The 17,883-nt window shown below is 53.1% G+C and carries 16 protein-coding genes; 9 read left to right on the top strand and 7 right to left on the bottom strand.

Going from position 1 to position 17,883, the window contains the following annotated elements:
* From ssuD to ssuE, 3 genes are read right to left on the bottom strand one after another with little or no spacing between them, the layout of a single operon-like run.
* The gene (gene ssuD, locus HED65_RS09400) at positions 1–1,146 is read right to left on the bottom strand and encodes an FMNH2-dependent alkanesulfonate monooxygenase (RefSeq protein ID WP_114978362.1); all 1,146 of its coding nucleotides are present in this window, start codon (positions 1,144–1,146) and stop codon (positions 1–3) included.
* Positions 1,143–2,105 (bottom strand): sulfonate ABC transporter substrate-binding protein, encoded by a 963-nt coding sequence (locus HED65_RS09395; protein ID WP_114978361.1) that lies wholly within the window; start codon positions 2,103–2,105, stop codon positions 1,143–1,145. Before HED65_RS09395 ends, ssuD begins: the two co-directional genes overlap by 4 nt.
* The gene (gene ssuE, locus HED65_RS09390; RefSeq protein ID WP_028019224.1) at positions 2,098–2,673 is read right to left on the bottom strand and encodes an NADPH-dependent FMN reductase; all 576 of its coding nucleotides are present in this window, start codon (positions 2,671–2,673) and stop codon (positions 2,098–2,100) included. Before ssuE ends, HED65_RS09395 begins: the two co-directional genes overlap by 8 nt.
* 248 nt (positions 2,674–2,921) lie before the next feature.
* Here ssuE and pyrD point away from each other — a divergent pair, with 248 nt between their 5' ends.
* Together pyrD and zapC are read left to right on the top strand one after the other, a co-directional pair.
* Positions 2,922–3,932, top strand: coding sequence for a quinone-dependent dihydroorotate dehydrogenase (gene pyrD / locus HED65_RS09385; RefSeq protein ID WP_028019223.1), 1,011 nt, complete (start codon positions 2,922–2,924; stop codon positions 3,930–3,932).
* A 165-nt stretch (positions 3,933–4,097) separates the two neighbouring features.
* On the top strand, positions 4,098–4,640 hold the full coding sequence (gene zapC / locus HED65_RS09380) for a cell division protein ZapC (protein WP_114978360.1): 543 nt from the start codon (positions 4,098–4,100) through the stop codon (positions 4,638–4,640).
* Here zapC and HED65_RS09375 read toward each other — a convergent pair.
* Positions 4,637–5,746, bottom strand: a complete 1,110-nt coding sequence (locus HED65_RS09375; RefSeq protein WP_114978359.1) for a YcbX family protein — start codon at positions 5,744–5,746, stop codon at positions 4,637–4,639. The genes zapC and HED65_RS09375 overlap by 4 nt on opposite strands.
* 98 nt (positions 5,747–5,844) lie before the next feature.
* Between HED65_RS09375 and rlmKL the strand changes: the two genes are divergently transcribed.
* From rlmKL to rmf, 6 genes are all read left to right on the top strand, one after another.
* Entirely contained in the window at positions 5,845–7,953 is a 2,109-nt protein-coding gene (gene rlmKL / locus HED65_RS09370) for a bifunctional 23S rRNA (guanine(2069)-N(7))-methyltransferase RlmK/23S rRNA (guanine(2445)-N(2))-methyltransferase RlmL (protein WP_114978358.1), read from the top strand.
* A 12-nt stretch (positions 7,954–7,965) separates the two neighbouring features.
* Complete coding sequence (locus tag HED65_RS09365; protein ID WP_114978357.1) at positions 7,966–9,873, top strand: ABC transporter ATP-binding protein; 1,908 nt, start codon at positions 7,966–7,968, stop codon at positions 9,871–9,873.
* A gap of 13 nt (positions 9,874–9,886) precedes the next feature.
* Positions 9,887–11,140, top strand: coding sequence for a membrane integrity-associated transporter subunit PqiA (gene pqiA / locus HED65_RS09360; protein WP_114978356.1), 1,254 nt, complete (start codon positions 9,887–9,889; stop codon positions 11,138–11,140).
* 4 nt (positions 11,141–11,144) lie between these two features.
* Complete coding sequence (gene pqiB, locus HED65_RS09355; protein ID WP_114978355.1) at positions 11,145–12,785, top strand: intermembrane transport protein PqiB; 1,641 nt, start codon at positions 11,145–11,147, stop codon at positions 12,783–12,785.
* A complete protein-coding gene (gene pqiC / locus HED65_RS09350) occupies positions 12,782–13,348 on the top strand; it encodes a membrane integrity-associated transporter subunit PqiC (RefSeq protein WP_114978354.1) in 567 nt (188 codons plus the stop codon). Before pqiB ends, pqiC begins: the two co-directional genes overlap by 4 nt.
* A gap of 254 nt (positions 13,349–13,602) precedes the next feature.
* Positions 13,603–13,770 carry a ribosome modulation factor gene (gene rmf / locus HED65_RS09345; protein WP_013097261.1) on the top strand — a complete coding sequence of 56 codons (168 nt, stop codon included), beginning with the start codon at positions 13,603–13,605 and terminating at the stop codon, positions 13,768–13,770.
* A gap of 71 nt (positions 13,771–13,841) precedes the next feature.
* On the opposite strand, the gene fabA is transcribed toward rmf, so the two are convergent.
* Both fabA and HED65_RS09335 read right to left on the bottom strand, forming a co-directional pair.
* Positions 13,842–14,360, bottom strand: a complete 519-nt coding sequence (gene fabA, locus HED65_RS09340) for a bifunctional 3-hydroxydecanoyl-ACP dehydratase/trans-2-decenoyl-ACP isomerase (RefSeq protein WP_114978381.1) — start codon at positions 14,358–14,360, stop codon at positions 13,842–13,844.
* Positions 14,361–14,428: 68 nt separating this feature from the next.
* The gene (locus HED65_RS09335; RefSeq protein ID WP_114978353.1) at positions 14,429–16,189 is read right to left on the bottom strand and encodes an AAA family ATPase; all 1,761 of its coding nucleotides are present in this window, start codon (positions 16,187–16,189) and stop codon (positions 14,429–14,431) included.
* Positions 16,190–16,374: 185 nt separating this feature from the next.
* Here HED65_RS09335 and matP point away from each other — a divergent pair, with 185 nt between their 5' ends.
* A complete protein-coding gene (gene matP / locus HED65_RS09330) occupies positions 16,375–16,827 on the top strand; it encodes a macrodomain Ter protein MatP (RefSeq protein WP_008499929.1) in 453 nt (150 codons plus the stop codon).
* 63 nt (positions 16,828–16,890) lie between these two features.
* Here the strand turns inward: matP and ompA are convergent.
* A partial coding sequence (gene ompA / locus HED65_RS09325; protein WP_147279791.1) for a porin OmpA occupies positions 16,891–17,883 on the bottom strand: 993 nt, incomplete at its 5' end.

Raw genomic sequence — 17,883 nt, 5'->3', positions numbered from 1 at the left:
TTAGCTTTGCGCCGCTTTTCGTGGAATAAATTCGTTCGCCACGGCTTCGCCCTGAAGCTGGAGCGGTTGCGGCTGCGGAATTTCCGGGATGGCGACATCCAGATGGGGGAATAACAGCTCACCCACTTTGTACGCCTCTTCGAGATGCGGATAACCGGAGAGAATAAAGCTATCGATACCCAGGTCAGCGTATTCATTAATACGTGCTGCCACGGTCGCACCATCGCCAACCAGCGCCGTGCCCGCACCGCCACGAACCAGACCGACACCCGCCCACAGGTTTGGGCTGATCTCCAGGTTCTCGCGCTTGCCGTTGTGCAGGGATGCCATCCGGTGCTGTCCGACGGAGTCGGTTTTGGCAAACGCAGCCTGTGCTTTCGCGATGGTGGCATCATCCAGATGGGAGATGAGACGATCGGCCGTCTGCCAGGCTTCTTCGTTGGTCTCACGCACAATCACGTGCAGACGAATGCCAAAGCGCACTGTGCGACCATAGGCCGCGGCCTTAGCGCGCACCTGGGCGATTTTCTCTTTGACCAGCTCTGGCGGTTCGCCCCAGGTCAGATACAGATCAACCTGTTCTGCCGCAAGGTCCTGCGCCACGTCCGATGACCCTCCAAAATAGAGAGGAGGGCGTGGCTGTTGGACGGGCGGGAAGTAGAGTTTCGCGTCACGAACATGAATATGTTTACCTTCGAACGTCACGGTTTCACCTTCCAGCAGACGTCGCCAGACGCGAGTGAATTCGGCGGAGGCTTCATAGCGCTCAGTGTGATCGAGGAACACACCGTCACCCGCCAGCTCCTGCGGATCGCTGCCCGTAACAAGGTTAAACAGGGCGCGGCCGTTGGACAGTCTGTCCAGGGTTGCCGCCTGACGCGCCGCCACGGTGGGTGAGACGACGCTCGGACGCAATGCCACCAGGAACTTCAGACGCTGAGTCACCGGAATCATTGATGCAGCAACCAGCCAGGCATCTTCGCACGAGCGTCCGGTCGGGATCAGTACGCCAGTGAAACCGATACGGTCCGCTGCCTGCGCAATCTGTTGCAGATAGCCATGGTCAACCGGGCGTGAGCCCTCTTCCGTACCAAGATAGTGGCCATCACCATGGGTGGGTAAAAACCAGAAAAGATTCAGGCTCATGATTTTGTTCCTTCTTTACCGGCGGGCTGCCAGATACGTTCGCGAATATTCACCTGTTTTGGAACAAGGTGGTTTTGATAGAAGAGGTCGGCAGTTTGTTGCTGAAGTGCGGCGACGTGCGCGTCTACGGGTGTAATGGTGGTCGGCGGACGGTGGTTGAGATAGCTCGCGATCACCGGTTCAGGTAAGCCCATGGTTTTGGCCAGCAGGGCGATACCCTCCTGACGCTGGTTTTGCGTCAGTGCGTCGGCCTGAGTAAAGGTATTGAGGACGTCCTGCACGAAGGCACCGTATTTATCCGCATACGGTCTTGCTGCAAGATAGAACGAACCGGTCTGTTTCAGCGTGGTACCGTCTTTCAGCACGCGAACGCCGCCCTGTAGCAATGCAGCGGAATAGTAAGGATCCCAGATTGCCCAGGCATCAACGTTTTTCTGCTGAAACGCGGCGCGCGCGTCGGCAGGCGTCAGATAAACGGGTTGAATGTCGGTAAACTTGAGCCCGGCTTCTTGCAGAGCGCGCAGCAGCAAGTTGTGTGAGCTGGAGCCTTTCTGGAAAGCAACTTTATGCCCTTTAAGGTCGGAGACGCTTTTAATGTTGCTATTTTCAGGCACCAGGATCACTTCGGCCTTCGGTTTGGGCGGTTCAACGCCAACATAGAGCAGGTCTGCTCCCGCAGCCTGGGCGAATATCGGCGGAATATCGCCTGTGCTGCCCAAATCAATACTGCCAACGTTAAGCGCTTCCAGCATCTGCGGACCTGCCGGGAACTCAACCCAGGAGAATTTGGTGTCCGGGAAGCGTTTTTCCAGAAGCTGGTGGCTTTTTGCCAGCACCATGCTGACGCTGCCTTTCTGGTAACCAATGCGTAAGCTTTCAGGTGCAGTTTGCCCGGCATGGGCCAGCGACGTCAGCGCTATCAGTCCGGCCAGTCCAATACGGGTTACGGTTTTAAACATGGGCGACTCCTTGCGGATGACCAAACGCAGGTGCCTGGATATCCCTGCGATGCAGGGCATGCCAGAAGGTTTCCAGGGCGTTATCGAGGCGGGTTTGCAGATTGGGTGTAAAGTGCGGTTTATGTTGATAGTCAATGACCTGGGAGTCGTCCGCGAACACACCGTGAAGGATCTCCTGTGCTTTCAGGGCGTTCAGGACCGGCTTCAGGGCATAATCCACGGCCAGTAAATGCGCCACTGTGCCGCCGGTTGCCAGGGGCAGCACTACTTTGCCATCCAGCGCACGTTCAGGGAGCAGGTCAAGCAGGGTTTTCAGTGCCCCGGAAAAAGAGGCTTTATAAATGGGTGTCGCCACGATTAACCCATCAGCGCCTTTAAGCTGTTCAGTCAGGGTGTGAAGCGCCGGGCTGTCAAAACGGGCATAGAGCAAATCTTCAGGTTCGAAGTTATGCAGGTTCCAGTGGCACACTTCCACATCCAGGGCATTAAGTTTTTCACGGGCATATTCCAGCAGGGCGCTGGAGCGCGAAGGGAATCGTGGACTTCCGGCCAGAGTAATGACGCGCATACGTTCTCCTTATAACCAATTGTTTGCTTTTATCTAACATTCATAACAATTTTTAGGAGTGTGACACTGCGCGGTTATTCCACTAAATGATTTATCTGCAATTTAAATGCGAAAAAGTGCATAAGAAATGAGCCGGAAGGTAAACGATTGCGTTTTACGCTGATTTTTTGCCGCAGGTCAATTCCCTTTCGGCGTCGGATCGCCCATAATCCCCTCCCGGTTTGCACACCGGGAATCCAGGAGAGTTCATGTACTACCCCTTCGTTCGTAAAGCCCTTTTCCAGCTCGACCCTGAGCGCGCTCATGAATTTACATTCCAGCAATTACGTCGTATTACAGGAACGCCTCTGGTCGCTCTGGTGCGTCAAAATGTGCCGGAAAAACCTGTGCAATGCATGGGACTGACCTTTAAAAACCCGCTGGGTCTTGCGGCTGGTCTGGATAAAAATGGCGAGTGCATTGATGCCCTGGGCGCGATGGGCTTTGGATCTATCGAAATCGGTACTGTCACGCCGCGCCCACAGCCGGGAAATGACAAGCCGCGTCTGTTCCGTCTGGTCGAAGCCGAAGGCTTGATCAACCGCATGGGCTTTAATAACCTCGGTGTCGATCACCTCGTTGAGAATGTAAAAAAAGCCCATTTTGATGGTGTATTAGGTATCAATATTGGCAAAAATAAAGACACACCGGTAGAGCAGGGTAAAGATGACTATCTGATTTGTATGGAAAAAGTCTACGCCTATGCTGGTTATATTGCGGTGAATATTTCCTCGCCCAATACCCCGGGTCTGCGTTCTTTGCAATATGGTGAAGCGCTGGATGATCTTCTGAGTGCCATTAAAAATAAACAAAATGAGCTGCAGTCGATCCACCATAAATATGTTCCCGTCGCGGTTAAGATCGCCCCGGATCTTTCTGTCGAGGAATTGATCCAGGTTGCCGACAGTTTAGTTCGCCATAATATTGATGGTGTGATTGCGACCAATACCACTCTCGATCGCTCCCTGGTTCAGGGAATGAAAAACTGTGACGAAGCGGGTGGGTTAAGTGGACGTCCGGTACAATTAAAAAGCACCGAAATTATTCGTGCATTGTCAGCGGAATTAAAAGGTCGTTTACCGATTATCGGCGTCGGTGGTATCGACTCAGTGATTGCTGCGCGTGAGAAGATGGCGGCAGGTGCATCACTGGTGCAAATCTATTCCGGCTTTATTTTTAAAGGACCGCCGTTGATTAAAGAAATCGTTACTCATATCTAATCTTTTCTCTTAATCAGACAACCAGGGCTTTATTTCCGGCCCTGGTTGTTTTATATTCCGTCATTGTTGCTTATTTAGACATTATAGTCTTTTATTAAATGGTGTTAAAAACGAAGCGACGAGCAGGACATTTTTAGTACAGGACGTTTGGGACGGGAGAGAAACATGCGAATTAAACCTGACGATAACTGGCGCTGGTATTTTTGCGACGAGCATGACCGTATGATGCTCGATTTAGCCAATGGTATGTTGTTTCGTTCTCGTTTTGCCCGCCGAATGTTAACCCCGGACGCTTTTTCTCCGTCAGGATTCTGTGTTGATGATGCTGCGCTTTATTTCTCCTTTGAAGAAAAATGTCGCGATCTGATGCTCTCTAAAGAGCAGCGTGCCGAACTGGTATTAAATGCACTGGTGGCTATTCGTTTCCTGAAACCACAAATGCCAAAAAGCTGGCATTTCCTGCCGCATGGCATGAGCTGGACTCCAGCAACGGGCGATGCAGCCAGTGTCAATCTGAGTGATAGTGCAGAAGAGGTAAGCCTGCTGGTGGTTGAGCCTGGGGAAAATGCTGCGCTCTGTCTGCTGGCTCAGCCCGGCGTGACAATTGCCGGGCGGACGATGCAACTTGGGGATGCCATCAAAGTCATGAATGACAGGCTGAAACCCCAACTTCGTGTGGATTCTTTCAGCCTGGAACAGGCTGTTTAAGCTTCCAGTTGTACTGATGTTTTTGGGATACAGCTACAGCACAGAATTGTCCCGTCGTCTGCTATTGCGGATTTTTTCAGCGCACTGACTTCACCCTCAACCAGCTTGATTCGACAGCAGCCACAGATCCCCGCGCGACAGGAATACGGTATGCGGATCCCTGCTTGTTCCAGCTGTTCAAGTAAAACCTGCTGATTATTGCCCCGGATGATGTTGCCCTGCCAGTGAATATCTACTGATGAGCTGACCTGTGTCTCAAGGTCTACGAACTCGTCTTCCTGACCGGAGCCATATACTCTTGCGGGTCCACGGGCAAGAATTTCTACCTCATCACCGACACGGATCACGCCGCTGGAACGGGGGATCAGGTTCAGGCCAAAATCCACATCGCCATTGTCCTGCGCAGTGCGGAACGATTGCAGGGTTTTCAGCGGCTCTCCGGAAGGGTGCTTCTGGCCTTTTTCCGGGCTTACGGTGGTAAAAATACAGCGGCTGCATGGCTTCGCGACATCGAAAATCACACTGCCGATGCGAATCACTTTCCAGGTGTCTTCTTCCCAGGCTTCTGTACCGGTGACCACCAGATTGGGGCGAAATTGCTCCATCTGAACGCTGGCTTTACAACTGCGCTGCAGGTCGCGCAGGGAGGCTTCACTGGTCAGCAGGAAAGGAAAACCGTCCGCAAATGAGAGCGGAACTGCGTCGTGACGCTTCACGCGGCGCGTCAGCGACGGGCCTACCCAGCGTAACTGCACATCGCGCGAGAAGAAGCCGCTAAGCCAGCGGTTAATCTCGTCTGTGGCAATACGCGCGGTAAAATGATTGCCCCACACTTCTGTTGGCGCATCCACAGGCGCAAAATCAGCAAAGCGGATCACCACACTGGAACCATCCGGCGCGGTAAGATGCAAACCGTCATGAAGGGGGGAAGGGATAAAGCGAACCATCTGCGGGAACTGGCGTGCAGTAATGAACGTACCGTCAGGCTTGGTGATCATAAAGATACGATCGAAGGCAAATCCGCTCATGTCGGCAAGTGCGTGAGAAATGCCGATGCCGCGCATGGATTTCACCGGATGAATAAAAAGCCTGGATAACGTCGCCACTGCACACTCCCTCGAATGAAAATAAGCCTTCAACTTTATGACATACACGCCATATTAGCTATAATGCGCGACAATTTTCTAAGAGTAAAAGTGACGATATGAATTCTCTGTTTGCCAGTACGGCCCGTGGGCTGGAAGAGCTGTTAAAAACTGAACTGGAAGCCCTGGGTGCGCAAGAGTGCCAGGTAGTTCAGGGTGGTGTCCATTTTGAGGGCGACACGCGGCTTATTTACCAGAGCCTGATGTGGAGCCGTCTGGCGTCGCGCATCATGCTGCCGATGAAAGAGTGCAAGGTCTATAGCGACCTTGATCTCTATACCGGCGTACAGATGATCGACTGGACAGAGATCTTCACCCCTAATGCCACTTTTGCGGTGCATTTCAACGGCGTGAATGATGAGATCCGCAATAGCCAGTACGGTGCCCTGCGCGTTAAAGACGCCATTGTGGACTGCTTCACCCGTAAAAATAAGGAACGTCCGAACGTCGATCGCGAAAATCCGGATCTGCGTATTAATGTCTGGCTGAACGGCGACACCGCGAGCATCTCTCTGGATCTGAGCGGCGCAGGCCTCCACCTGCGCGGTTACCGCGACCGCACGGGTATGGCACCAATCAAAGAAACTCTCGCCGCAGCCATTGTGATGCGCTCCGGCTGGCTGCCGGGTACTCCGCTGCTGGACCCGATGTGTGGTTCCGGAACATTGCTGATTGAAGCTGCCATGTTGGCCACCGACCGCGCGCCGGGCCTGCACCGTGGTCACTGGGGTTTCAAGGGCTGGGCACAGCACGATGAAGCACTGTGGAAAGAGGTCAAAGACGACGCACAGACCCGTGCGCGTAAGGGCCTGGCGGAATACACCTCCCATTTCTATGGTTCGGACAGCGACCCGCGCGTAATTGAACGTGCTCGCAGCAACGCCCGTCGCGCCGGTATTGGCGAGCTGGTCACTTTCGAAGTGAAAGACGTGGCGAACCTGACCAACCCGCTGCCAAAAGGTCCCTACGGTACCGTTATCAGTAACCCGCCATACGGTGAGCGTCTGGACAGCGAGCCAGCGCTGATTGCCCTGCACAGCCTGCTGGGTCGCAATATGAAAGATTACTTTGGCGGCTGGAATCTCTCCCTGTTCAGCGCTTCACCTGAATTGCTGAGTTGCCTGCAGTTACGTGCCGATCGCCAGTTTAAGGCGAAAAACGGCCCGCTGGACTGTGTGCAGAAAAACTACCACCTGGCAGAGAAAGCAGCGGACAGTAAGCCATCCGGCGTGGCGGAAGATTACGCCAACCGTCTGCGCAAGAATCTGAAGAAATTCGAGAAATGGGCGAAGCAGGAAGGTATTGAATGCTACCGCCTGTACGATGCTGATCTGCCGGAATACAACGTGGCGGTTGACCGCTACGCGGACTGGGTGGTGATTCAGGAATACGCTCCACCGAAAACCATTGATGCGCAAAAAGCGCGTCAGCGTATGCTGGACGTCATTGCGGCAACCATCGCCGTGCTGGGTATTGCGCCAAACAAACTGGTGCTGAAAACCCGTGAGCGTCAGAAAGGCAAAAACCAGTACCAGAAAATGGGTGAGAAGGGCGACTTCATTGAAGTGGGCGAATACAACGCTCGTCTGTGGGTTAACCTGACTGATTATCTTGATACCGGTCTGTTCCTTGACCACCGTATCGCCCGCCGCATGCTCGGACAGATGAGCAAAGGCAAAGATTTCCTCAACCTGTTCTCCTACACCGGCAGCGCCAGCGTGCATGCGGGTCTGGGTGGCGCGCGGAGCACGACCACGGTGGATATGTCCCGTACATATCTGGAGTGGGCGGAGCGTAACCTGCGTCTTAACGGCCTCACCGGGCGTCAGCATCGTTTGATGCAGGCCGATGTGCTGGGCTGGTTGCGTGACACCAATGAACAGTTCGATCTGATCTTTATCGATCCGCCAACCTTCTCCAACTCCAAGCGTATGGAAGATAGCTTTGATGTACAACGCGATCACCTGCGCCTGATGACCGACCTGAAGCGCCTCCTGCGTAAAGGCGGCACCATTATGTTCTCGAACAACAAACGCGGCTTCCGTATGGATCATGACGGCTTAGCAGCCCTGGGGCTAAAAGCACAAGAAATCAGCCAAAAAACGCTGTCTCAGGATTTCGCCCGTAACCGTCAAATCCATAACTGCTGGTTGATTACCGCGGCCTGAAAGGAAAAATAAATGTCTTTAATTAGTATGCACGGTGCGTGGCTCTCTTTCAGCGACTCACCGCTTCTCGATAATGCAGAACTGCACATCGAAGATAACGAGCGTGTCTGTCTGGTGGGCCGTAATGGCGCAGGTAAATCCACGTTGATGAAAATCCTGAACCGTGAACAGGGTCTGGATGACGGCCGTATTGTTTACGAGCAGGATCTTATCGTTTCCCGCCTGCAACAGGATCCGCCGCGTCATGTGACCGGTAGCGTTTACGATTTCGTGGCTGAAGGTATTTCTGAGCAGGCTGAATACCTGAAGCGTTATCACGAGATCTCCCATCTGGTGATGACTGACCCGAGCGATAAGAATCTCAACGAACTGGCGAAAGTGCAGGAGATGCTCGATCACCACGGTCTGTGGCAGCTGGAAAACCGCATTAATGAAGTGCTGGCTCAGCTCGGTCTGGAAGCCGATATGGAGTTGTCAGCGCTCTCCGGCGGCTGGCTGCGTAAAGCGGCTCTGGGCCGTGCGCTGGTCAGTGGGCCGAAGGTTCTGCTACTGGACGAACCGACGAACCACCTGGATATCGAAGCGATTGACTGGCTGGAAGGGTTCCTGAAAACCTTCAGCGGCACCATCATCTTTATCTCTCACGACCGTTCGTTTATTCGCAACATGGCGACGCGCATTGTCGATCTCGATCGCGGCAAGCTGGTTACCTATCCTGGCGATTACGATACCTATCTGCTGGAAAAAGAAGAAAACCTGCGCGTGGAAGAGCTGCAGAATGCGGAGTTTGACCGCAAGCTGGCGCAGGAAGAAGTCTGGATCCGTCAGGGCATCAAAGCCCGTCGTACACGTAACGAAGGTCGCGTTCGTGCGCTGAAGGCGATGCGCCGTGAGCGTAGCGAGCGCCGCGAAGTGATGGGCAGCGCCAAAATGCAGGTGGAAGAGGCGTCCCGTTCCGGCAAGATTGTCTTCGAAATGGAAAACGTTAACTATCAGGTTGACGGTAAAGTGCTGGTGAAAGACTTCTCGGCGCAAGTTCAGCGTGGTGACAAAATTGCACTGATTGGTCCGAACGGTTGCGGCAAAACCACGCTGTTGAAACTGATGCTGGGCCAATTGCAGGCTGACAGCGGTCGTATCCACTGCGGCACCAAGCTTGAAGTGGCCTACTTCGATCAGCACCGCGCAGAGCTGGATCCGGACAGAACGGTGATGGATAACCTCGCTGAAGGTAAGCAAGAGGTGATGGTAAATGGCAAGCCGCGCCATGTGCTGGGCTACCTGCAGGACTTCCTGTTCCATCCGAAACGTGCGATGACGCCGGTACGTGCGCTGTCAGGCGGTGAGCGCAATCGTCTTCTGCTGGCACGTCTGTTCCTGAAACCAAGTAACCTGTTGATTCTCGATGAACCGACGAACGACCTGGATGTCGAAACCCTGGAATTGCTGGAAGAACTGATCGACGGTTATCAGGGGACGGTGATGCTGGTTAGCCACGATCGTCAATTCGTGGATAACACCGTGACCGAGTGCTGGATCTTCGAAGGTGAAGGGCGAATTGGTCAGTATGTGGGCGGTTATCACGATGCAAAAGGGCAGCAGTCGCAGTCTCTGGCGCAGAAACAGTCAAAGTCCAAAATAAGTTCTGAACCTGCTGTAACAAAAGCAGAAACTGTCAAGAAAAGCTCGGCTAAACTAAGCTATAACCTGCAGCGCGAACTGGAGGGGCTACCGCAGCGTCTGGAAGAGCTGGAGGCCGCGCTTGAAGATCTGCAAGCTCAGGTTGCTGATGCGACATTCTTTACCCAATCGCACGACTATACTCAGAAAATACTGGCTGAACTGTCCGCGGCTGAAAAGGCCCTGGAAGAAGCATTTGAGCGCTGGGAGTACCTTGAGTCTCTGAAAAACGGCGCATAAACAGGGATAACATATGTGTGACCAGCACCATGCCGACAGGCATATATTATGCTCGCAATGCGATATGCTCGTGGCGTTGCCAGAGCTTGGTCACGGACATAAAGCGCTGTGTCCACGTTGCGGCGCAACGTTGACAACCGAGTGGGACGCGCCGCGGCAGCGTCCCACTGCTTACGCTCTGGCAGCATTGTTCATGCTGCTACTCTCCAATCTTTTCCCGTTTATCTATATGAAAGTGGGCGGGATCACCAGCCAGGTGGATTTACTTGAGATCCCGGGCGTCATGTTTTCGGAAGACTATGCCAGCCTCGGCACCTTCTTCCTTCTGTTTGTGCAGATCGTCCCGGCCTTTTGTCTGGTTGTCATCCTTTTGCTGGTCAACCGGGTAAAAATGCCTGCTGCGCTGAAAATCAAACTGGCGCGTATCCTGTTTCAGCTTAAAAGCTGGGGGATGGCCGAGATTTTTCTGGCGGGCATTCTGGTCAGCTTCGTGAAGCTGATGGCATACGGTGACGTAGGGATTGGCAGCAGTTTTATTCCGTGGTGTCTGTACTGTGTACTGCAACTGCGCGCATTCCAGTGCGTGGACAGGCGTTGGGCATGGGACGATATCGCTCCGGCCCCCACCCTTGCTCAGACGGTAAAGGTCGGCGTACCGGGGATCCGTCAGGGTCTACGCTCTTGCTCCTGCTGTACAGCCGTGCTGCCTGCCGATCTGGACGTCTGTCCGCGCTGTGGAACGAAAGGTCATTTACGACGTAAAAACAGCCTGCAGTGGACGATGGCTCTACTGGTGACCTCTGTCATGCTGTATCTGCCAGCCAATATCTTGCCGATTATGATCACCGATTTGCTGGGCGACAAAATGCCCTCGACGATTCTGGCCGGGGTGATATTGCTGTGGGGTGAAGGTTCGTATCCGGTCGCCGGTGTAATCTTTATCGCCAGTATTATGGTGCCAACCCTGAAAATGATCGCTATCGCCTGGCTCTGTTGGGATGCAAAAGGTCACGGTAAACGCGACAGCGAACGCATGCACCTGATTTATGAAGTGGTCGAGTTTGTTGGACGCTGGTCAATGATTGACGTGTTTGTTATTGCCGTTCTCTCTGCACTGGTGCGGATGGGCGGATTGATGAGTATTTATCCCGCGATGGGGGCATTAATGTTTGCACTGGTCGTGATTATGACTATGTTTGCGGCCATGACCTTCGACCCTCGTTTATCGTGGGATCGTGAGCCTGAATCAAGCCATGAGGAAGAGTAAGAGCATGGAAAATAAGAGTGGAGAGGCGAAAGTGCAGAAGGTCAAGAACTGGTCACCGGTGTGGATTTTCCCCATCGTGACGGCGCTGATCGGGGCATGGATCCTGTTTTATCACTACAGCCATCAGGGGCCGGAAGTGACGCTGATTACCACCAATGCCGAGGGGATTGAGGGCGGTAAAACGACCATCAAGAGCCGCAGCGTGGATGTGGGTGTGGTTGAAAGCGCAACCCTGACCGATGATTTAACGCATGTGGAAATCAAGGCGCGCCTCAATGCTGGCATGGAAAAACTGCTGCATGGCGACTCGGTGTTTTGGGTGGTTAAGCCTCAGGTGGGGCGTGAGGGGATTAGCGGGTTAGGAACGTTGTTGTCGGGTGCCTATATTGAGTTGCAACCTGGCGCTAAGGGTAACCAGCCAGCCAAATATCAGCTTCTGGATTCACCGCCGCTTGCACCGCCTGATGCCAAGGGCATCCGCGTGATCCTCGACAGCAAAAAAGCAGGTCAGCTCACGGCGGGTGATCCGGTGTTGTTCCGTGGTTACCGCGTCGGCTCGGTTGAAACCAGTACTTTTGATCCTCAAAAACGCACCATCAGCTATCAGCTGTTTATTAATGCGCCAAATGATCGACTGGTTACCAGCAATGTTCGCTTCTGGAAGGACAGCGGGATCGCGGTTGATCTCACCTCAGCAGGTATGCGCGTTGAAATGGGGTCTCTGACGACGCTGTTTGGTGGTGGCGTAAGCTTTGATGTGCCAGAAGGGTTGGATCTGGGTCAACCGGTTGCCGAGAAAACGGCATTCAGGCTCTTTGACGATCAAAAAAGCATTCAGGACGCGCTCTATACCGATCACATCGACTACCTGATGTTCTTCAAAGATTCCGTTCGCGGTCTGCAGCCGGGTGCGCCTGTAGAATTCCGTGGTATCCGCTTGGGTACGGTAGGACAAGTACCGTTCTTTGTGCCGGGCCTCAAGCAGATGCTGGATGATGATTACCGCATCCCGGTGTTGATTCGCATCGAACCGGAACGTCTGCTCAACCAGATTGGTGGGGAGCAGGATATTGGAGAGCATATTACCACTCTGATGAATCGTGGTCTGCGTGGGTCGCTGAAAACCGGTAACCTGGTGACTGGCGCACTCTATGTGGATATGGACTTCTATCCAAAAGCACCGCCATTTACCGGTATTCATGAATTTGGTGGTTACAAGATCATCCCAACGGTGAGTAGCGGTTTGGCCCAGATTCAGCAGCGTCTGATGGATACCCTGGACAAGATCAACAACCTGCCACTGAATCCGATGATTGAAGCGGCGACAGGCTCGTTGCATCAGAGTCAGGAGACAATGCGACGTCTGCAAGCCACGCTGGATAACATCAACAAGATCACGGCGAGCCAGAGCATGCAGCAGCTGCCACAGGATATGCAGAAAACGCTGCGTGAGCTGAACCGCAGTATGCAGGGCTTCCAGCCGGGTTCTGCGGCTTACAACAAGATGGTGGCTGATATGCAGCGCCTTGATCAGGTCTTACGTGAACTGCAACCAGTGCTGAAGACGCTCAATGAGAAGAGCAACGCGCTGGTGTTCGAAGCGAAAGATAAAAAGGATCCTGAGCCTAAGAGGGCAAAAGAATGAATAAGTGGCTATTGATGGTTGGTGCTCTGCTGTTAACGGCGTGCAGTTCAGGGGTAGATAATAAAAGCTACTATCAGTTGCCTGTGGCGACCCACAGCGGCGGGCAAAGCACGGCGAGTCAGGGAAACCGTCAGCTGTGGGTTGAGCAGGTTGCCGTGCCGGATTATCTGGCAGGAAACGGCGTGGTCTATCAGACCAGTGACGTTAAATACGTGATTGCGACCAACAATCTGTGGGCCAGCCCGCTGGATCAGCAACTGCGCAACACGCTGGTGGCCAATCTGGGCAGCCAGCTTCCGGGCTGGGTTGTCGCTTCGCAGCCGCTGGGTAACGGTCAAGATACGCTGAACGTCACCGTAACAGGCTTCCACGGCCGTTATGACGGTGCGGTGGTGATCAGCGGTGAGTGGCTGCTGAATCATCAGGGGCAGCTGATTAAGCGTCCTTTCCATCTGGAGCTAAAGCAGCAGAAAGATGGCTATGACGAAATGGTGAAAGTCCTGGCTCAGGGTTGGGCACAGGAGTCGGCCAGTATTGCCAGGGAAATTTCCCGGCTGCCATAAGTAAAATTCATCGTCAAAAACCGCAATCGGTCTGCCACTGATTGCGGTTTTTTTTCGTTTTCACTTCAGGTTGTTACTTGTGCCGGGTCACAATTTTTGTACAAATGATCTTCCAGCTAGCTCACAAATATGACACCCGTATGAATTTTGAACATTGACGCTGCGACTAATTCGGGGTATTCGTTATCTGTGCCTGTGCATTTGTGCAGACACTGTTTTCTTTCCACCAGACAAAAGAATGAGGGAAACGAGGCATGAAGAGACAGAAACGAGATCGCCTGGAACGGGCTCATCAACGTGGTTATCAGGCCGGCATCGCTGGACGTTCTAAAGAAATGTGTCCTTATCAGACGATAAACCAAAGGTCACAATGGCTTGGAGGTTGGCGAGAAGCCATCGGCGACAGGGCACTCATAGCCTGATAACGTCTCTTTAAAAAAAGAAACCTCCGCAATGCGGAGGTTTCGCCTTTTTGAGATTGCGAAAAGCAATATCAGAACGCGGAAGTGTCCTGGAACAGACCCACTTTCAGGTCGCTCGCGCTATAGATCAGGCGATCATCGACCAGCACTTCGCCATCCGCCAGGCCCATAATCAGGCGACGGTTAACAATGCGCTTGAAGTGAATACGATAGGTCACTTTCTTCGCAGTAGGCAGAACCTGACCGGTGAATTTCACTTCGCCTACACCCAGTGCGCGGCCTTTACCTTCACCACCCAGCCAGCCCAGATAGAAGCCAACCAGCTGCCACATTGCATCCAGGCCCAGACAGCCAGGCATTACCGGATCGCCAATAAAGTGGCAACCGAAGAACCACAGGTCCGGATTGATATCGAGTTCTGCTTCTACGTAACCCTTATCGAAGTTGCCGCCGGTTTCGGTCATTTTCACGACACGGTCCATCATCAGCATGTTCGGGGCCGGTAACTGTGGGCCTTTCGCACCAAACAGTTCACCGCGACCAGAGGCAAGAAGATCTTCTTTTGTATAGGATTCGCGTTTATCTACCATGTTCTCAGTAAGCCTTATTTTAGTGAAGGACGCAGGATAGCTAACACGTGTACGCTGAACAAGTCCGATCAGTTCGAACCAAACCAGCCCAACCAGCGTAACGGCCATGGATAACGATGACGAGCATCCTGCTGTGTCGCCTGAGCAATGCGCTCCTGAATAGTCTGCATCAGGGTGGTTTGCCCTTCGCCATCCCATACCAGGTTTGTCAGTAAGGGTAGTGCATCCTCAATCCCTTCGATGGCCCAGATGGCGAATTGCTCTTGCTCCACCGCATCCAGAATATCCTGACTGAGGCTCAAATGGCGTGCATTGGGAGCAGGAATAATCACCCCCTGTTTGCCATTTAAACCGCGCTGCTGACAGATAGAGAAGAAGCCTTCAATTTTTTCATTGAGGCCTCCCACTGGCTGGGCACGACCAAATTGGTCCACCGAACCGGTGATCGCGATGTTCTGATTGATGGGCACTTCGGCCAGAGCGCTGATTAGGGCGCACAGTTCTGCCATAGAGGCGCTATCACCATCGACTTCGCTGTAGGACTGCTCAAACGTCAGTGAGGCGGAGAAGGGGATCTGTTGCTCGAGCTGCAGCTCTGACATCAAAAACGCCTGCATGATCATCATGCCTTTCGCGTGAATGTTTCCGCCCAGCTCGGCTTTCCGTTCGATATCGGTGAACTCGCCATCGCCAATATGGACAACGCAGCTGATACGGGACGGTTCGCCGAAAGCGCGCGGATGGCCAGGAAATTCAATCACCGACAGGGCGTTGATCTGTCCGACGCGTTCGCCTTCGGTCTCGACCAGAATTTGTTCCAGCAGAATTTCATCCTGCATACGGTCAGCAAGATAGCCTTCTCGCCACTCACGCTGAGCCAGCATCTGTGTGAGCTGTTCTCCGGTGAACGTACCGTTACCGCTGATCACACCCACTTCACGCAGCTGTTTGCTGATCCAGAGTGGACAGAGGGGCAGCGTTTCCTGGTCACCGGTATAGCGCACCGCTTCGCGAATCAAGCCTGGCCACGCGTCAGCCGCAGGTGTTGGCAGCGAAAAACGTTCAGCAACCGCCATTACCCACTGGCACCACTGCGCCATATCGTCGGCATCGGCAATCTGGATGTTGTCTTCGTACTCGCTGTAGACTGCCTGCTCAGCCAGTTCCGGTTCCATTTCCTGGAAGTCAGCCAGAGATTCGCGGTCACCCGTCAGCACGACGGTCAGCGACAGAGGCATAGAGGGAACAGAGACAGGCAGAGGACGGGACTCATCGTAGCCGACCCAGTCAAAACGTTGCTGGTTCACAATCGTTTTCAGACGCATCCACAATAGCGGCTGCGAGAGTAGGGTACGCAGTGAGATGATAAGCACACCGCCATTTGCGCGATGTACCAGCCCCGGTTGCAGCGAAAGTTCACCATTAAACTGGCGCAGACAACCAAAGAGTTGTTCAGCCTCGACCCAGTTAGCGGTAATCACTTCACCTTTAACGGCAAAACGTCCATCAGCCTGAGCTGCTGGTTCGAAAGTGACATCATGTCCCGCGATACGATATTCGCCGCCAAAGACTGCATTCGCTTCCGGCTGCAACTGGCGCATGGCGTCCCCAAGAAGCGTCAGGTATTCCGCTTCTTCCGGGGCTTTAAGCAGCATGAAGGGCGCTGTTGCCCATGGGCTTAACACCTGCTCCAGCGCATAATGCAAACGTGGTTGCGTATCGCTAAGGATGAATTCGTGTTCTTTTGCGAGATCTGGCTGTGCAAACAGTTCCTGATAACTCTCGGTATCCGGAACAAGGTCACGCCATGCAAGTTTCGTAATGGTCAAAGTTGATGTTTTTTAGTCAGATGTAAAAGCGTGGAGTATACCGTAAGCGAGGGGGACTACCCAAGCAGGATTGGGGATTTCGACAGGGGGATTGCCTACATTCACTCACAGATATGATTTCTTTTCAGCAGATTGCTAAAAAACTGATATTCTGAACAGAGTTACGTGGTAACACTGAGATCGCAATGAAATATCAACAACTGGAAAATCTCGAAAGCGGCTGGAAATGGAAGTACCTGGTCAAAAAGCACCGTGAAGGGGAGTTGATCACCTGCTACATCGAAGCCAGCGCTGCGCAAGAAGCCGTGGATATTTTGCTGACCCTCGAAAATGAACCGGTACAGGTTAACGGCTGGATTGAGAAGCACATCAATCCTGCGTTGTTAAACCGAATGAAGCAAACTATCCGCGCGCGACGCAAACGACATTTTAATGCGGAGCATCAACATACTCGCAAAAAATCAATCGACCTTGAGTTCGTGGTCTGGCAGCGCCTGGCGGGGCTGGCACAACGGCGTGGTAAAACGCTGTCGGAAACGATCGTGCAGTTGATTGAGGATGCCGAGCATAAAGAGAAGTACGCCAACCAGATGTCGACGCTGAAGAACGATCTTCAGGCATTGTTGGGCAAAAAATAGACTTTTGTTTTCTTCAGACAATAAAAAACCCCGCATTGCGGGGTTTTTTTATAAGACGATAACTTATGCCGCTGGCTGAGTTACAACGTCTTTGATGCCTTTAACTTCGATCTCAACGCGACGATCTGGAGCCAGGCAGTCGATCAGTGCAGCGCGAGCTTTCACGTTGTCACAGGTGTTGCCAGTAACTGGGTTAGATTCGCCCATACCACGTGGGGAGATCTTGTTAGCTGGGATACCTTTAGAGATCAGGTAATCAACAACAGACTGAGCACGTTTCTCAGACAGTTTCTGGTTGTAAGCGTCAGAACCGATACGGTCGGTGAAGCCCAGAACCACTACAGAACCATCTTTAGGATCCAGGTTGCTCAGCTGAGAGTACAGCTGATCCAGTGCCTGCTGGCCTTCTGGTTTCAGAGTTGCTTTGTTGAAGTTGAACAGAACGTCAGACTTCAGAGTGAAGTGCTTGGTCTGTACTTCTGGAGCTGGAGCCGGCGCTGGAGCAACAACTGGTGCTGCTTCTTCCTGCTGGCCGAAACGGTAGGAAACACCTACGCTCAGCATGCCGTTGTCTGGACGAACACCAACGGTACCTGCGTCGCCGATGTTGTTAACCCACTGGTATTCCAGACGGGTAGCGATGTCACGGGTCATAGCCCACTCAACGCCACCAGCGAATACTGGGGAAACACCGGTGTCATGGTCGTCGCCAGCGATGCTGTTGCTGGAGTCAGCGCGCCATACCATGCCGCCCAGACGGGTGTACACGTCCAGATCGTCAGTTACTGGGTAACCCAGTTTAGCGGTCAGCTGAACGCCCTGTGCTTTGAAAGCGCCGTTTACGGTGTCGCCTTTGTATGGCATACGACCTAACCAGTCGTAACCCATTTCAAAACCAACATACGGGTTAACCTGATAGCCACCGAACGCACCTGCACCAAGCTGGCTCTCGTGAGTCGGACCATCGTTGTTCAGTTTGCTGTTGTACCAGCCAGTGTCGTGGAACTGAGACCAGCCCAGTTTACCACCTGCATACCAGGTATTATCTTTCGGAGC

It is taken from the genome of Pantoea sp. LS15 (genome assembly GCF_012241585.1).
Lineage (GTDB): Bacteria > Pseudomonadota > Gammaproteobacteria > Enterobacterales > Enterobacteriaceae > Enterobacter.
The sequence above is the reverse complement of the archived record's forward strand: the minus strand, read 5'-3'. Positions and strand labels throughout refer to the sequence as shown.